This window comes from Streptomyces sp. NPDC059008, from assembly GCF_042749045.1.
Classification (GTDB): domain Bacteria; phylum Actinomycetota; class Actinomycetes; order Streptomycetales; family Streptomycetaceae; genus Streptomyces.
In genome coordinates, this window is record NZ_JBHYJC010000002.1 from 385,117 (window position 1) to 401,009 (window position 15,893).

12 protein-coding genes are annotated in these 15,893 nt (G+C 69.0%); all 12 read right to left on the minus strand.

What is annotated here, in order from left to right; translation table 11 throughout:
- Window positions 1-94 precede the first annotated feature (94 nt).
- The 12 genes from ACFWZH_RS04565 to ACFWZH_RS04620 all read right to left on the minus strand — a co-directional run bounded on the left by ACFWZH_RS04565 (window position 95) and on the right by ACFWZH_RS04620 (window position 15,859).
- Window positions 95-619 (minus strand): phage baseplate assembly protein V, encoded by a 525-nt coding sequence (locus ACFWZH_RS04565; RefSeq protein ID WP_384425272.1) that lies wholly within the window; start codon window positions 617-619, stop codon window positions 95-97.
- 47 nt (window positions 620-666) lie between these two features.
- A complete protein-coding gene (locus ACFWZH_RS04570; RefSeq protein ID WP_384425275.1) occupies window positions 667-1,809 on the minus strand; it encodes a hypothetical protein in 1,143 nt (380 codons plus the stop codon).
- Window positions 1,802-2,188, minus strand: coding sequence for a hypothetical protein (locus ACFWZH_RS04575; RefSeq protein ID WP_384425655.1), 387 nt, complete (start codon window positions 2,186-2,188; stop codon window positions 1,802-1,804). The genes ACFWZH_RS04570 and ACFWZH_RS04575 overlap by 8 nt, the downstream gene beginning before the upstream one ends.
- The gene (locus ACFWZH_RS04580) at window positions 2,185-2,853 is read right to left on the minus strand and encodes a hypothetical protein (protein WP_384425278.1); all 669 of its coding nucleotides are present in this window, start codon (window positions 2,851-2,853) and stop codon (window positions 2,185-2,187) included. Before ACFWZH_RS04580 ends, ACFWZH_RS04575 begins: the two co-directional genes overlap by 4 nt.
- Window positions 2,850-3,629 (minus strand): HEAT repeat domain-containing protein, encoded by a 780-nt coding sequence (locus tag ACFWZH_RS04585; RefSeq protein WP_384425281.1) that lies wholly within the window; start codon window positions 3,627-3,629, stop codon window positions 2,850-2,852. Before ACFWZH_RS04585 ends, ACFWZH_RS04580 begins: the two co-directional genes overlap by 4 nt.
- A 9-nt stretch (window positions 3,630-3,638) precedes the next feature.
- Window positions 3,639-10,286: a DUF4157 domain-containing protein gene (locus ACFWZH_RS04590; protein WP_384425283.1), complete on the minus strand. Its 6,648-nt coding sequence runs from the start codon at window positions 10,284-10,286 to the stop codon at window positions 3,639-3,641.
- A complete protein-coding gene (locus ACFWZH_RS04595; protein WP_384425286.1) occupies window positions 10,283-10,612 on the minus strand; it encodes a hypothetical protein in 330 nt (109 codons plus the stop codon). Before ACFWZH_RS04595 ends, ACFWZH_RS04590 begins: the two co-directional genes overlap by 4 nt.
- Window positions 10,603-12,660 (minus strand): ATP-binding protein, encoded by a 2,058-nt coding sequence (locus ACFWZH_RS04600; protein ID WP_384425289.1) that lies wholly within the window; start codon window positions 12,658-12,660, stop codon window positions 10,603-10,605. Before ACFWZH_RS04600 ends, ACFWZH_RS04595 begins: the two co-directional genes overlap by 10 nt.
- Before the next feature lie 33 nt (window positions 12,661-12,693).
- Window positions 12,694-13,689, minus strand: a complete 996-nt coding sequence (locus tag ACFWZH_RS04605) for a DUF4255 domain-containing protein (protein ID WP_384425292.1) — start codon at window positions 13,687-13,689, stop codon at window positions 12,694-12,696.
- Window positions 13,690-13,750: 61 nt separating this feature from the next.
- Window positions 13,751-14,518 carry a hypothetical protein gene (locus ACFWZH_RS04610; RefSeq protein WP_384425295.1) on the minus strand — a complete coding sequence of 256 codons (768 nt, stop codon included), beginning with the start codon at window positions 14,516-14,518 and terminating at the stop codon, window positions 13,751-13,753.
- Complete coding sequence (locus tag ACFWZH_RS04615; RefSeq protein WP_384425297.1) at window positions 14,511-15,281, minus strand: hypothetical protein; 771 nt, start codon at window positions 15,279-15,281, stop codon at window positions 14,511-14,513. The genes ACFWZH_RS04610 and ACFWZH_RS04615 overlap by 8 nt, the downstream gene beginning before the upstream one ends.
- A gap of 53 nt (window positions 15,282-15,334) precedes the next feature.
- Entirely contained in the window at window positions 15,335-15,859 is a 525-nt protein-coding gene (locus ACFWZH_RS04620; protein WP_384425300.1) for a phage tail protein, read from the minus strand.
- Between the last annotated feature and the right edge of the window lie 34 nt (window positions 15,860-15,893).

Sequence of the window (15,893 nt, forward strand, 5' to 3'; positions counted from 1 at the left end):
CACGCGCCCGCCATGCGGACAACTGATCGCGGTCCCGCCGTGCACGAGATTCCCGCTCGCCATCTTCCTGCCCCCTCCCCGTATGCCGTGTGCTTCAGCGCTTCCTGGGCACCGTCAGCCGGCCGTCGTTGATATCGACCTGATCCCCGACCAGCGAAATCGAGGCACCATGACCGTTGTTGATATGGACACCCGTCGCATCGATCTTCACGTACGCGCCGCCGGGCGCCTCCAGCAAAATCCCGTTGGTGGGCACATCCGACATCACGATCTTGTGCTTCTTCGGCGTCTGAATAACGACGGGATGCGCCGTGGCGGGATCGATCTGCGCATCCTCCGGCAATTCCTCCCGGCTTCCGTACCAACACCCCACCCAGATCGGATAACTGGGCTCGCCCTGCTCGAACTCCACCCACACGCCCGCCCCGACCGACGGCACGACGACCTGCCCCGCCTGCGGCCCGGTGAACGGAAAACAGGGCAGCGCCCACGTCGACGGCTCGTCCCCGAGCACATCCGGAACCTGGACGATCAGCCGTCCTCGCCCCATCGGGTCGTTGTTGTCCACCACCCGGCCGCGGAACTTGCCGAGAAAGCGGTTGTTGGGTGCGCCAGCCATGTGACTTGTCTCCTGGATCCGATACGGGCTGCGGCTGGACCGCGGCTCTAGGGACGTACGGTGTCGCTGCGGGCGATCAGCCCTTCCCGCGACAGCGTGAAGTTCTGCTGATACGAGCCGGGCCGAATAGTGGTCGTCACACTCTTCACGTAGTAGTCGCCGTCATACGTCACCCCGGCGCCCCGCACCCCGACCAACTCCCGTGGCCGCAACACATATCCGTGTCGATTGACGTCCAGCGACCCCGACCCCGAAACGGCGTCGGCGGACGTCGCCGCCCTGCCCAACGCCTCCGCCTTCGCGATCGCCTCGTCCCGCTTCGCGGTCCCGCCCAGCGTCTTCCGCTTCAGGGCGGGGGAAGCCCGCAGCCCCAGCGGCGGCCTGAGCGGACTGATATCCGGCTGCGCGAGCAACGGCGCCCGCCGCGTCACGGGGTCCTGCACCCGCGCCTGCGGCTCTTCCCTGGCCGTCCCGTCGTAAGCGAACGTCAACTGATCCACAGTCGAGTTCACATCCATATTCACGTTCAGGGCGTGTTGTCTCTGCCCAATCCGCTGCTCGGGGCCCCAGAACGCCGTCGACTTCCCCGGCACGGGCCCAGGATCGAGATAGAACGTATAGCCGTTCGCCCTGGCCAACTCATTCACATACTGCAGATCGGTCCCGACCTGGTAATCCACCCGCATCTGCTCCCGCGGCGGCTGCGGAATCTGCTCCCGAATGATCCGGGCATCGATCCCGTAATCCGCGTACTTCCCCAGAATCCGCTCGATCCGCTGCGAGGGCGCCAGATTCGGATACCGGTCGGCCCGCTCCTCCAGGTCCATCAACAGCGTGAGGTCTTCCCCGGTGACCGTCAGAGTCGTCTGCCCGGGCTGATTGCTGGCCCCCACCTCCTGCCGCACGATCAACCCGTCCAGCAGTACGAAGGGGGTTCCCTTGATACTCACCGCCACGATCACCCGGGTCTTGGGATCGAAGAACCCCTCCGGCAGCAACCGATCGACGATCGCCCCCTTCTTCGTCAGATCGAACGCGATCTGAAAACCGCTCCGCTCACCCGCCGTACTCGTGATCTGCGCCGACAACAACGCCTCGGTCACTTCCTGCGGCACGGGCCGCGCCGACTTCGGCCCCATATACAGCGACACATGGATCGGCCCCCGCCCAACGGGCTGGTCGTCACCCATTGCGCACCCCCGGCCCGCCCATCCCCCCGGTGAACCCACCGGGCAGCGGCACGGCTATCTCCTCGCCCGGCTCGTCCGTCAACTCCCGCGGATCCAACACCGGATTGGCATCGGCGATCCGCCACCACTGCCCCGGATCCCCGAAGTACCGCTGCCCCAGCTGATCCGGTCGCTCGCCACTGCTGACGGTGTGCGCCACGGCCTCCTCGGCCGCATCCTCCAGCCGCGGCAGCAACCGCCGCTTGGCATACCTCACCTCGGTCCCATCGGGCATCCGATGTACCCCGATCTCCACCTCGGCGTACCGACTGCTCCGCGGATACGGATGCGCCCCGGGCACGTCGTCCAACGCCCGCTCATACGGCTCGATCACCCTCAGATCCCCCTCCCACCAAGCCCGAGCGCCGCAAAGCTCCCGCCCCGGGCGGCCCGCGCCAACTGCTCCTTCTGCGCCAGGTGCGCGAGGTACAACTCGGCCCCTCGATGCCCCGCCGGCAGATCACTCACGGTCAGAATCTTCATCCCGATACTGAGCGAGGCCCTGATCGGATTCAGATTGACGTCGAACGCCGACTCATTCACCGACAACTCGGTGAGCCGGACGGGCATGACGCGCTTGCTCCCCCAGGTGAAGAGGGTGAGGGGCATCTCGATAGGGCTGATCTCGATGGTCCCCTTCTTACTGAGATGCGACGCGGCCCGAAGCTGCGCGGTGGTCGGCTGCACCAGCATTTCCAGCACGGCGAGTTGGGGGTGGATGCCATCGGGCGCGGCAACGTCCAACTGGTCGGTGGCATCGATCTCGGCGGTGAACTTCCACGACTCCTGCGCGGGGCCTTTGAGCCGCAGCGCCTCGTTCCTATCGCCACCACTCCCGCCTCCGCCGCCGTCCCTCTCACCTCCGGCGGCTTGGGGCGCCACGGAACGCTCCAACGTGTCCGGATTGAACTGCAGCACGATGATCCGCCGCGGCGTCCCGAGATCAGGGTCGACGATGACGATCCCGGAGCGAATGGGCTTGGGTATGTCGGCGTAACGTGTCATGCGTTCCCCTTTGAATCGTGCTCGCGAAGCAGCCTCTGTACGTCGAAGGCTGGGTATGGCAGGTCATCCGGCCAGGACGCTGATCGCTGTTCGACGAGAGGCCGGTAGCGGTCCATGGCGTGGAATCCCAAAGCATGCACGGCCGTCACCTGGAGATCGAGTGTTTCGAGGTCGGCGATTCGCTCCATGATGGACAGAGCTTGAGAGGCGCTGCTGCGCGCCAAGGCCCGCACTGCATCCAGGCGTTCATCGGGGTCTTTGGACTCGTCGAGAGCGATTCCTGCGAGGGCGTGAATCAGTGCGTCATCAGGTGCACATTCGGCATCCAGAATACGCCCGGCTGCGGCGAGTGCGCCGGAAGCAACATCGGAATTAGCGGAGTTCTCAAGCACTCGGAGGATGAGCCCGGAATCCTCCGGTTTAGCGTGATTCATCATGATCAGCAATGCGCTCGAGTGATTGGACCCTTCGATGTCGGGCCCAGTGAAGGTGGAGTGGGTGGGAGGCTGTTTCAATAGTTCTCGCGCTCGCTCCAAAACCTCAAGTGTGTAATCGGAATAGGGATTGGGGATACCGTATCGCTGTTGCGATACCGCATAATGGTAGTGATCCAGTGCAATTCCGATAGCAGCGCTGTCTTCGCTGTGCAAGAGCTGGGTGAACGACTGCAGTGTTGTGTCAATTTCCGAGGACTCGGCAAGTTCCTGCCGGGCAGACTCAAGAGATGCGTCCGTGAGCTGCATGCCGCGCCAGTGATACGAATCAAAAGGTTTCATTCACTTACCTTACCTCTTCTGTCGCCGCTCGCCGGCCTTGCGGATTACCTTGATTGCCGCGCGCGGTATCTCGCCTCGAATCAAGACCTCTTGCGTTCGGTTTACGTCTGCCAGGGCTTGCTGGACAATGGCGTTTGTAGGGTTGTTCATATTCCATCGACTGTGCGACTTGCTGGTCGTCAAGTCAATGATGTAGTCGGCGTTGATGTGAGCTAGGTCAATTTCGACTGTGCCGTAGTCCTTCTGTCCCTTGGCTGTACTCCATTCTTTCCCTTTGGGGTCCGTGATGCTCCCGTCGGGAACCTTGGTCGTTGAAATGAAAGGGGAGAACTCTGCGCCGATTGCATGCTGCCACGGCTGGATGTTTTTTCCGGATCCGCCGCGAGAATAGATGCCCTTGTCCTTCGTTTTGTTCAGATGGTTGCTGTCCGTCTCCGATATGTTTCGAGCAACGCGTCGGGGGACATATTGGTGCAGCTGGTCGCGGACATACTCTCCACCGTGCCAGTCCCGGAACACCGTTTGCGCAATAGTTGTGCCTGTGGGTTCATACATGTTCTGTTTGTGGAACTTTCCAACGGCAGTTATTGCGGCGCCGGGGTGCATAAGGAACAGAGTGGCCGACTCCGGCTCGACCTTGTTGTCGCCGTCTGTCCGAGTCAGTGCACCGTCATTCCATTTCAGGTGACTCGGATTGATTTTAATGTGCTTTCTTGCGGCAACGGTCGCGCACATTGCCTTGACGGTATTAAGGTCGGTGTCGCCTTTCAGGTTCTTGAGTTCCCTCTCGATCTCTATTCGGAATCGTGCGACGTTGGGATCGTCCTTTTCCATCTCCTCTCTGTCCTTCTTGGTCTTCGGTTTTCCGTCCGTTTCGAAGCGCTCGAACCGGGCTACTCGTTCGCCATCGTTATCCTTATCCCAGCCGCCCGGGGTAATTTTTTCTTCCGGGTTCAATGAAGCCAGGATCTGGAAGTCCGGCTTGCCTACCGATGTCAGGCCTGTAAGGCGGTGCCAGGTGCGCAGGGCCTGGAGAGTGCCGTAATAGATGGGGCCCTTGAGTCCACGCTTGAGCAACGGAACGATGGACCTGCGAATCCGCGCGGCAGCCGATTGCAGCCGCTTAAGCTTCGACTCGGGCGCCTTCTCCTTCTTTCTGCGGTCGATGCGTCGCTGCTTCTTCTGGTCTGTGCGGTGCTCCCTATCTCTGCGGAGGTGGTCGCGCTTCTTCTTGAAGAAGTCACGAGTTTTCTTCGCGCTGTTCTTGAGGGCCTTGCCGACCTTGGACTTGCTGAGCTTCTTGCCCAGGGACTTACCTGCGTTCCGAACCTTTTTAAGGGCGGTTTTGACGGTCTTCGTGGCCTTCTTGAGGGCGCGGCCCAGTGGCGACGTGGGCTTGCGCGGCTTGGGGCGCTTGGGAGCCTCGGTCTCCTTCCTCTTCTTGGGCGCGTCCCGGGTCTTGTCCCTCTTGAGGTCAGGCGTCGTGTCCTTGTCCGGCTTGCCGCCAAAACCGCGTCCCTGCTGGTTCTTGGTGGTCTCCGTGTCCTTCTCGCGCTTGTCCTCGTGTTCCTCGCGGCGGCGGTCGCGGTCCCTGTCCGGGGTCTTGCTCGTCGGGCGACCGATGGGGTGCGTCCTGGGCTGATGCTTGGGCTGGCCACCGCCCGGTGTGCGGTCCGTTGAGGCGCCCGGGCGGCTGGGGACTCGGGGCCCCTTCGGCTTCGCCGGGCGGGCCGGCTTGCGGAGGGCCTGGGCGGCCTTGCGGGCGGCGGCCTTGGCGGAGTTGACGGCCTTGCCGGCGGCCTTGCGGGCGCCCTTGCCGGTCTTCTTCAGGCCGGCGGTGATCTTCTGGGCTATGCCCTTGAGGCGTTTGCCGACTCCCTTGGTCGCGCTTTGGAGACGAATCAGGAGGAAGTTGCTGATGAAGTCCAGGAGTGCCACGACGCCCGCGGCGACCGCCTCGGCGAAGAGGCAGGCGGCCGGGCCGGCCTTGACGGCCTTGAGGTAGGCGAAGAATTTGCTGAAGGCCGAGAGGATGGAGCTGATGCTCTGCCAGGCCGCCATCAGTCCCTGGACGATCGTCAGGATCGCGCCCGCCGCCGGGACGATCATGGAGACGACCTTTTCGATGACCAGGGACGCGATCATCATCGGGAGGGACGCGATGATCGCGTCCCAGGCCATCTTGCCGATCTGCTTCAAGGACATACAGCCCTTGACCAGGACGTTGATGACGGCCTTGCCGAGGCCGAGGATGCCTTCGACCTTGGCGTCGAACCACTGCTTGACGGCCGTCTTGATGGCGCCCCAGAGGTGTTCCTGGATGCCGGTCTTGGCGGCGCTGCCCGCCTTCTTCAGCCAGCCGCCCGGGTCCGGGGCGATGTCGGCGACCAGGGCCGCGAACTTGCCGAGGGCCTCGATGGCGGCCTCGGCGAACTTGATCGCGGCGGTGATCACGGCCTGGAAGGCCTTGATGACGCCCTTGATGCCGGCTTCGAGGACGTCCAGGAGCTTGTCGAGACCCGCGGCGAGGGCGTCGAGGAACGTGTTGACGGCCTTCTTCAGGCCCTCGGCCAGCTTGTTGACGGTGGCGATGGCGGCGTCGCGGAGGCCCTCGATGGCCTTGCGGAACTTGTCGCGGAGTTCGGGGAAGGCGGCGAGGAGTACGTCGCCGATGGCGATGAGGGCGTCGGCGACGGCGGAGATGGCCTTGATGGCGAAGTCGCGGACCGCGTCGATCGCCTTGTTCGCGAACTCCTTGAACTTGTCGATGACGCTGTTGATGGCTTTGCGCGCGGCGTCGAAGACGGCGGTGACGGCGTCCAAGAGGCCCTTGAAGAAGTCGCCGACCGCGTCGAGGAGTTTGCCGAAGAGGCCGTCGGACTCGCCCTTCTTCTCCTGCTTCTTCTTCTTGGCGTCCTTCTCCGCCTGCTCGGCCTTGGAGTCGATGTCCTTGTTGTCGTTGTTCTTGCGGTCGTCGACTTCCTTGTCCTTGCCGTCCCGCTCCTTGGTTATCTTCTTGTTGCCGTCCTTGTGCTCCTTCTCGGTGTCCTTGTCGGCCTTCTCGATCTTCTTGTCCTGCTCGTCGCGCCAGCTCTGACGCTCCTTGCCGGCCTTCTCGGCGGCCCGGCCGCGCTCCGCCGTCTGCTGCTCGGCATTGCGCGCGACCTCGTTGTCGATCTCCTGCTGCTTTTCTTGTTTTGACTTCTGCTCGCCCTGTTGGTGTTCCTTCTCCTTGGCGGCCAGGTCGGTCTGCGACTGGGCCGCACCGCTCTTGAGCTCGCTGCCGCGTTCCTGCTTGGCGACGATGCCGACGTGCTGCTTCGGCCTGCCGCCGGCCGACCGCCGGCCACCGCCGCCGCCCGCACGCCCGGACGCCTTGCCCGTCAGCTGCTCCTTGGGAGCGTTGGGGAAGATCTTGTCCTCGCCCATCGGCTTGGACGCGTCCGCCCGGCCGGTGTCCTGGATCTTGCCCTGCTTGTCCTTGAGCTTCTCCGCCTGCTTGTCCGTACGCTTCGGGTCGCTCTCGCCCTCCAGTTTGATCTTGGGGGCGGGGCCGACGGTCTTGTTGCGGAGTTCGGGGTCGGTGGTCGGCACCTTGTCCGCCGCGGCCTCGACGCTCTTCGCGTCGCCCTGCGTCAGCTTGCCGTCCTTGCTCGGCGGGAGCTCCGGCGTCTTGATGTTGTCGGTGGGCTTGGCGCCCTGAGCCTTCTCGCTGCCCTTGGCCCGCTGCTTCTCGCCCTGGTCCTCCGGCCCGACCTTCTCCAGCTTCCCGCTGACCGCGGTCTCCGGTGCCTCGGCCTCCGGAGGCGAGGACTGGGTCTGCGGCGCGCCCGAAGGCCGCTCCCGCTTGGGCGGGTTGGCCTCCAGCCGCTTCTGCTCCTGGTTGATCTTCTTGTCCGCCGCCCCGTCCACACCGGGCATGGCGGCCTGCGCCTGGTCCGGCGAGAGCTTGCTGACGGTGTTGAGCGCGGCCTTCGGATCCTGCCCCGAGACGTCCGGCGGCTCTTCCTTCTTCTCCTCGGCGGCCTGCTCACCGCCGCCGCCCCCGCCGCACGAACCGCCCTTCTCCTCCTTCTCCGCCGCGGGCTCCGGAGGCGCACAGCCGCCGCCGTCCTTCTCCAGCGAAGCGTCCGGCTGCGCCTTGGCGCCCTCGGGCGCCGGCGCGCCCATCTTCCCGGGATTCGCGGTCTGTTCGGCCGCCGGGCTGACCGCGGCCTGGGCCGGTGAGGGCGCACCACCGGGGCCCGCCGCGGACTTGGGAGCGGCGGCGGGTTCGGTGTCACCGACCGTGCCACTGGGTGCCGCCCCCGGACCGGCCTCCTTCGGCACGGTGCTCTTCGCCGCCGGAGCCTCGCGCTCACCGCGTACGGGCGCCGCCGTCCGCCGCGCCGCGGGGGAGGGGTGCCGGTCCTGCGGCGACGTCTTCTCCGTATGGGCACCGGCGGGCGGCGCGAGCGAAGCGGCCGCCGGGCCAGGACCGGGGCCGGCAAAGGCCCCCGAGGCAGCGGCACCGGCCGGCTTGTCCGCCGCCGCGCCCTCCGGCTGCCCCTTGGCCTCCTTCTTCTCCTCGTGCGCGTCCTGGTCCTTCTTCTCCTGCTGCTCGTCCTGCGCCTCCTTGGCGTCCGGCGCCTCCTCGCCGTCGCCCGACATCTCGTCCCGCTCCGCGTCCTTGTCGGCCGCGTCCTGCTTGGCCTGCTTGGCCCCGTCCTCGTCCTGGTCCTGCTGCTGCTCGGGGTCCTTCTTCTCCTCGGCCTCCTGTTCCGGCTGCGGCTTGTCCTCGCTCTCCGGGTCGGGGCCGACTTCCTGCTCGACCGGCTTCTCCGGCTGCAGGTCCTTCTCGCTGCGGTCGGGGGCCTCGGCCGCGGGTCCGTGCTCGGGCTGCGGCGCCTCACCCTCTACCGGTCCGCGCTCCTCGCCCGGCGCCTTGGCCTCGGCCTCCGGCGCCTCCTCGTCCTCTTCCTCGTCGGCGTCGTTCTCCCGCTCCTTGTGGACCTTCTCCGCCTTGGTGGGCGGGGGAGCGGGGAAGGACGGCATGCTCGCCGTGGGGTTCTCCGCCGTCGGTACGGAGGAGAGGTCGGGGTCACTGTCCGGCAGGTAGTCCTCGGGCTTCAGCTCCGCCTCGCCCCTGCCCGCGCCGCCGCCCCGCCTGTCCTCCTCGCCGCCGTGGACCTCCTTGTCCGCACCGGCCTCCAGCCCGATGGGGGCTTCCTCCTCACGCGGCTCGCCCTCGTCCTCATCCTTCTCGTGCAGACCGTGCTCGGACAGGGCGCTGTCACGCTGCTCGGCCCGTTCGTCGACCTTCTCCGGGCGGACGGGCCCCTGCTGTTCCTTCTTCTTCTTTTCGAGCTCTTCCTGCTTCGACCCGGCCGCCGGCTTCTTCTCGCCGTCTTTGCGTTTGCGCTTGTCCGCCCCCGGACGGTTCGCCTGCTCCGGGTCCTGCTCCTCGCGCTCACGCTGCTCCTTGCGCTCCTCCTTGGTGCGCTCGGCGCCCTCCTGGCCCTGCTCGGCCTTCTGCGCGTCGGCCTGGTCCGCCTTCTCGCGCTCCTCGCCCTGCTTCTCCTCGTCCTGCTGCTGTTCCTTCTTGGAGTCGGCGAGCTCCTCGGCCCGCTCGTCCTCCTTCGCCTTGCGCTCGCCGGCTTCCTTGTCCTCGGCGGCCGCATCCCGCTGGGCCCGGGACTGCTCCTGCTCGCGCCTGCCGTCGCGCCCCTTGGCGTCCTTCTCCTCCTCGGCGGCGTCCTCGTCCCGCGCCTGCCGGGACTTCTTCTCGCCGCCCGTACGGTCGGCCGCCACCGACCGCTCGTCCAGGAGCAGATCGATCGCGTCCGGGACCGGCTCGGGCGTGCTGGACGGCTGGAGACCGAGCGGGCCGACCTCCGCCTCGTCCGTCAGGTCCAGCAGCCGCTCGTACTCGGGCGACAGCAGACGCACTTCGAGGCGGTCGAGGACGGAGTCCTGCAACTCGGGACCCATGCGGGCGAGTTGCATACGGACACGTCCGGACAGGTCGGCCGGGTCGCCACGCAGTGACCTCAGGACCCCGTTGGCCAACCGGTCCACCAGCGTCGCCGGGTCCACCTGCTCCATCCGGGAGCGGTCGGCGTCGACCGTCGCATACCGCAGCCAGCCGGGGGAGGCCTGCCCCTCCTCGACCTCGGCGGCCGGCTCCTCCTCCCCCCGTAAAGCCCCTTGCAGCGCCCCCAGCACCGACTCCCGCGCCGCCGACTCCGCCTCCCGCTCGACCGCCTCCTGCGGAAGGCTGACCGCACCCAGGTCGCGGCCCGCCCGCAGCGCGCCCAGACCGTGCGGGTTCTGGACCGTGTGCAGCAGCTCATGGGCGAGCAGGCGCTGCCCGTCGGCCGTGCCCGGGCGGTACGTGCCCTCGCGGAAGAAGATGTCCTGGCCGACGGCGAAGGCGTCCGCGCCCATCATCTCGGCCAGTTGGCCGGAGTCGCGGTCGGTGTGCAGGCGGACCCGGCTGAAGTCGTGGCCGAGCTGCTCCTCCAGCTCGCGGCGGACGCTCAGGTCCAGGGGCTGGCCGGCGCCGCTGACGATGTCCTTCGGCTCCGGGGTGCGGGCCTTGGCCGAGCGCTCCCTGCGCTTGCGGCGCTTGTCGTCGGTCGTCGAACGGGCGTTCTGGGCGGTCTGCGAGGTACTCATCGCACCTCCCCCCGCCCGGTCAGACCCGCGTGCACCGCCCGTGCCAGCGCCTCGCCCAGTCGTACGGGAGAGGTCGTCGAGGGCAGCGGCGGCAGGCCGCTGAGGGTGTCCAGCGACGCGCCCGACCCGTCCGCCGCCAGCGGCACCCCGCGCTCGTGCACCAGACGCGTCAACTCGGCCCGGAAGGCCGCCGACACCCGGTCCGGGTCGACCCGGGCCGCGTCGAAGCCGTCCAGGACCAGCTCGCCGATGTCGATACGGAAGGAGCGCGGCGGCGGCTCGGCTGCCGGCTCCCGCGCTGTGTTCCCGACCTCGTTCAGACCCATCCGTGGACCTCCGACGGCGTCAAGGAGCGTTCCAGCTTCAGGTATTCGGTACGGGCCGCCGCCAGCATGTGACGCATCTGGAGGCGGTCGCCCTCCTCGGCGGCGAGGAAGGCCCCGGACAGGGCGATGTTGCGGATCGAGCCGCCGGCCACGGTGAGCTGGGCCAACAACGACGGATCGATGCCCTTCACGGGGGCCTGGGCGGGCAGGACGCGGCTCCAGATCTCCGCGCGCTCCTTCTCGCCCGGGAAGGGGAAGTCGACGACGAAGCGGATACGGCGCATGAAGGCGGAGTCCAGGGCCTTCTTCATGTTCGTCGTCAGGACGGCCAGGCCGCGGTACGCCTCCATGCGCATCAGCAGATAGCTGACCTCCAGGTTGGCGTAGCGGTCGTGGCTGTCCTTGACCTCGCTGCGCTTGCCGAAGAGGGCGTCCGCCTCGTCGAAGAGGAGCAGGGCGCCCCCGCGTTCGGCGGCGTCGAAGACGCGACTGAGGTTCTTCTCGGTCTCGCCGATGTATTTGCTGACGACCTGGGAGAGATCGATGATGAACAGGTCCAGGCCCAGTTCCTTGGCCATGACCTCGGCGGCGAGGGTCTTTCCCGTGCCGGAGCCGCCCGCGAAGAGCGCGGTGACGCCCAGGCCGCTGCGCAGCGCCTTCGCGAAGCCCCAGTCCTGGTAGACGGTGCTGCGCTGGCGTACGTGGGCGACGATCTCCTGGAGGATGCGCAGCTGCCGGTCGGCCAGGACCAGGTCGCCCCAGCCGGCGCGCGGCTCGATGCGGCGGCCCAGCTCGTCCAGGCCCATCCGGGCCTCGGTCAGGCCCGCCTGCCAGGCCAGTTCGGCGGCGTCGAGCACGTCCGAGTCCGGCAGGTCGCGGCGTACGGCGGCGGCCGCCGACCGTACGACATGCGGCGGCAGCTGGAACTGGGCCACCAGCGACTGGATATGGCGATCGGTCACCTCCGGGACATCCGCGAAGGCGTGCGTCCACAGCGCCAGCTGCTCCTCGTCGGAGAGCTTCGGGACGGTCACCCGCTCGCCGCGCGGGTGGCCGGTCTGCCGCGGGTCCGGACTCGACACCACCAGCGGTACGGCCGCGCCCGCGATGAACGCGTCGGCGGCGGCGTGCTGGTCGCGGTCCATCTCGCCGACCTCGACGAGCAGGGCGGCGGGCAGGAGTACGGCCTCGCGCTGCCAGAGGCGGGCGAGGCGGTCGCGTTCGGCGGCGTCGGTGGGTATGTCGTCGGCGGCCATGGAGTACAGGCCGAGGCCGGCGCGGCGGGCCGCGGTCGCCGCGATGTCGGCGCGGGAGCGCAGATCGCCGCCGACCAGCTCCACCCGCAGCGGCGCATCCGGCCCGGCGCCCGCCCAGCCCGCGGCGACCCGGTGCGCGGCCGTGTCGTACGAGGGCGGCAGGGAGCCGGGCGCGGTGGTGCGGCGCAGCAGGCCGTGCAGCTTGGCGTCCAGGTACGGCGAGCCGACCAGGAAGTGCAGGATGCGTTCGTCGAGGCGGAGGCGGCTGGTGGTCAGGCGGGTCTCGTCGTCCAGGTCGATCAGGCGCCAGCGACGGAGCGGGGCGACGGGGGTCAGGGCGCTCCAGTGCGGGTCGCCGAGCGCGGCCAGGGCGAGGGCGAAGGTGGGGTAGGTGTGGCCGGGGTCGGTGCTCGCGGCGGCGCAGCGGGCGCCGGTCGTCGGGTCCAGTTCGGCCGCCGCGGCGAGCAGGACGATCTCCCGCTCGAAGGGGCTCAGGCCGAAGCAGGAGGTCAGCGAGTCGAGCGTGGCGACGGCGGGGAGCGGGCGGCCGGGGGAGGGGAGGACGGTCGCGGTGGCGGTTCGGGCCGGGGCCACGGGGGAGCCGGGGGCGGCCGTGGGAGCGTCGGCCGGAGCCTCGTCCGCTTCGCCGCCGTTGTTGCCGACCCGCGCGGCGTGCGCGTCCAGGCGGGCCAGTACGGACCGGACGGCGGCGGCCAGCGCGCTGCCGTCCGTGCCGTCGGCCGCCATGCCCGCCCCCGCTCCCTTGCCGCTGCTGCTGCCGCCGCTGCCCATGCCCTCGACTCCCCCCGTTGCCCGCACCCTGACTCAGCTCTCCCCGCCGGCGTCCGTACGGTCCGAGCCGCCCTTGCCGCCGGGGCCGGTATCCGAGCCGGTACCGGAGCCGGACCGTTTGGCCTGCTGCGCGGCGGCCGCACCGGTCGCCTTCCGGGCCCGCGTGGTGCGTGAACGTGCGGGCGCGGCACCGGACTTGGCATCGCCCCGCGGCTTGGCGTCGCCCCCCGGCTTCCTCTCGGCGGCAGGGGTCTTCGCCGTCGAAGCCTTCTCCTGTGGGGCCTTCTCCCGCGGAGCCTTCGCCGCAACGGCCTCGGGCGCGGGGGCTTCGGACGCCGTGGCCTTCGCCGCAGGCGCCCCGGGCCCGGCAGCTCGGCTGCCGCCGCCGTCCGCGACGGCCGGCCGCTCCGGCGCCCCCGCCGCCCCGAACGGCAGCACCGTCACCTCCGGCCGCTCCACCGGCTTCGCCGGCTTCGGCTTCTGATGGCCGTCGAGCAGGACCAGCGACGCCTGGTACACGACCGACAGCGAGTACGGCGTGTTGTGGAGCATCCCCCAGAGCTTGGAGGTCTCGTCGACGTCCATCTGGGTCGGTGTGAAGCGGACCCTCTGCAGCGACTCGGCGAGGTCGCTGCCCGCCAGATACGGCCGCTGCACCGCCTCGGCGATCAACTCCGTTGGCAGTACGGGTATTTCGTGCAGGGTGCGCACCACGCTCCCGATCAGCCGCTGCCCGACCAGCTCGGTCTCCTCGCCGTACGCGCTGATCACGAAGTGCAGGTCGAGCGCGGCCGCCGGCCGCTTCAGCAGCGTGCCGTCGGAGGCGCGGGTGACCAGGTCGTTGTTGCGCATCGAGGGGTTGTGGGTGACCTGGTAGAGGAAGACCGTGATCGTCGGGTCGGTCGGCGGATCGGCCGGTGGTTTGCGGGTCTCCACCGAGACCGCCATATCGATCTCGGGGTGCAGATTGTGCTCGATCAGCAGCGCAAGGGCCTGGGTGACCGTCGCGACGGCGAGTGCGTTGCTCATGAAGTCCGTCCCCCTGAGATCCCTGAAATCCGCGCCGGCCACATCGCCCTGTGCACCACCGTCAGCTCGTCCTTCCCCCGCGCGCCAGATAGTCCGCGAGGCTCAGCGACGGCTCCCGGCGCTCAGTGCGGGCCGGTCGGCCGCCCGGCGCGGGGCGCTCGGCACCGGCCGCGCTGACCTCCAGACGTCCGATCTGTACGTGCACCACCCGCTCGGCGCTGCGCTGCCCGCGCCGTCCGGCGGCCGCGGCCCGGGTGGCGTTGCGGGCCGCCGGCACCGCCTCGGTACGCGGGCGCAGCGCCGGGGCCACAGTGGGGGCGGCGATGTCCCTGCCGGGCGGGTGCGGTGCGCCCGCCGCCCGGCGTGCCGATCCGTCCTCCCTCGAAGCCCGCGCCGCGCGCGGTGGCCGCACGGTCTCGGCGGACGCGGCCGTACGCGGCCCGGTCTCCACCACCGCCGCGGGCCGCAGCAGCGGTGCCGCCGGCCGCGCCACCGGATCGACGAGGTCCGCGGGGGCGTCCCGCATGGCCTCGGCGCGTACCACGGTCTGCCGCTCCGTGGTCCTGATCTCCCGCTCGTACCGGACCTGTTCACCCCCGAAGGGCGAGGTCCCGGGCGCCTGCGGATACAGCGGAGCCGGTTCGTCCGCCTCCGCGGGCGCGCCGCGCAGCGCCTCGACGCGCTCGAACGGGCCCGGAAGCCGGGGCTGTACGAGCATGCGCCGGGCTCCGTCCGCACGGCCGCCGCCGGGCACGCCGGGGACGGCACCCCCGGTGGCCGGCGCATGCCGCGCCAGCAGCCGGTCGAAGTAGTCGGCCAGGTCAGGCATCTGCGCACAGCTCCAGGTAGTAGCGGCGCCGCAGCGGGCTCAGCGCCAGGATCTCCGGCTCGCTCCAGCCGTAGGCGGAGGCGAGCAGATGGACGTCCAGGAGCACATCGCGCGCCCAGGCGTCCAGTTCGGTCCACAGGTACGCGGCGATGTCCAGCTCAGCCGGGGTGGCCGCACCGCACTGTGGGCAGGCGATGTTCAGCGTCACCTCGGCGGCCGGATCGGCTTCCTCGGCCGCCTCGGCGAACCGTTTGAGCACCGGCTCGGGCAGTGCGGCCAACTCCTCCTGCGCGGCCGCCCGGCCGCCCCGCCGAGCCGACAGCACGCACCGGGCACCCAGCAGCCGCCGGGCGTCGACCGCATCGTCGGCCGGGGACGGGACCGCGGCGAGGTCGGCGACGGCGGCGAGATCGGCGGGGCTGGGCAGCCGGAAGTACACCACCCAGTCGCCCTCCGCCACCCGCAGACCGCCCTCCGGCAGCCGCGGCCGGGCGCCCATCGCCGTCGCGTCCAGCTCGAACTCCATCGCCTCGCCGCAGTCCGGATCGGCGCAGTCGAGCGTGACCTGCATCCGGTCGCCGAACAGCGCCCGGCGCAGCGCGAAGAGATCGGCCGCCCGCTCCCCGAGCGGCACCGACAGCAGTGCGTCGGTGCCGGCCCCCGGGCGGGCCGCCCGGTGCAGCAACAGGGCCCGGCCGCCACCCTGCTGGGCCAGCCCGGCTTCCCAGGTGGCCAGCAGTTCAGCGGGCCCGGTGACCGCCATTCCTCACCTCATCCGGTGCTTCGGTGCCGTGGTGGCCCGCCGTCGAGGCCGCCTCACGCCGGATGCGTGAACGACGGCTCCTCCGGCTCCGGGACCTCGTAGTCGCGCTCCCAGCCCTCGCACTCCAGCTTCAGACTCTGGATGGCGACGGCGTTGGCGTTGGCGTCCAGCTCGCCCAGGACCTGGTACTCGCTCGGCCAGGAGCGGTAGATCTTGTGCGAGACGGCGACCTGCCCGGCCTCGTTGAGGACCTGGATGACGATGTCCTTGCGGAAGTCGGCCAGTGACACCTCGGAGCCGAGACCGGCGCCGACCTGCCAGACCTTGTTGGCCCAGCGGTCGAACTCCGGGTCGTGGGTGACACCGCGCTCCAGGGTGATGCCCTCGAACTCGGAGCGCCCCGGGGACTTGCGCGGTGAGCTGGGGTCGCCGCCGTGCCGGTGCTTGACGACCTCGGTGGTGCGCTTCAGCGGACTGATCTTGCTGACGCCCGCGACCGTACGACCGTCCCACAGGACCAGGAACTTGAAGTTCTTGTACGGGTCGAAGCGATGGGCGTTGATCTGGAACTCAGCCATCGGATTCCTCCACTTCTCCTTTCCTGCTTCCGGT

Coding starts and splice junctions, on each gene's coding strand:
- ACFWZH_RS04610 (WP_384425295.1), bottom strand. CDS start 14,518: ATGCCTGACCTGGCCGACTACTTCGACCGGCTGCTGGCGCGGCATGCG.
- ACFWZH_RS04605 (WP_384425292.1), bottom strand. CDS start 13,689: ATGAGCAACGCACTCGCCGTCGCGACGGTCACCCAGGCCCTTGCGCTG.
- ACFWZH_RS04580 (WP_384425278.1), bottom strand. CDS start 2,853: ATGACACGTTACGCCGACATACCCAAGCCCATTCGCTCCGGGATCGTC.
- ACFWZH_RS04620 (WP_384425300.1), bottom strand. CDS start 15,859: ATGGCTGAGTTCCAGATCAACGCCCATCGCTTCGACCCGTACAAGAAC.
- ACFWZH_RS04585 (WP_384425281.1), bottom strand. CDS start 3,629: ATGAAACCTTTTGATTCGTATCACTGGCGCGGCATGCAGCTCACGGAC.
- ACFWZH_RS04565 (WP_384425272.1), bottom strand. CDS start 619: ATGGCTGGCGCACCCAACAACCGCTTTCTCGGCAAGTTCCGCGGCCGG.
- ACFWZH_RS04570 (WP_384425275.1), bottom strand. CDS start 1,809: ATGGGTGACGACCAGCCCGTTGGGCGGGGGCCGATCCATGTGTCGCTG.
- ACFWZH_RS04595 (WP_384425286.1), bottom strand. CDS start 10,612: ATGGGTCTGAACGAGGTCGGGAACACAGCGCGGGAGCCGGCAGCCGAG.
- ACFWZH_RS04590 (WP_384425283.1), bottom strand. CDS start 10,286: ATGAGTACCTCGCAGACCGCCCAGAACGCCCGTTCGACGACCGACGAC.
- ACFWZH_RS04615 (WP_384425297.1), bottom strand. CDS start 15,281: ATGGCGGTCACCGGGCCCGCTGAACTGCTGGCCACCTGGGAAGCCGGG.
- ACFWZH_RS04600 (WP_384425289.1), bottom strand. CDS start 12,660: ATGGGCAGCGGCGGCAGCAGCAGCGGCAAGGGAGCGGGGGCGGGCATG.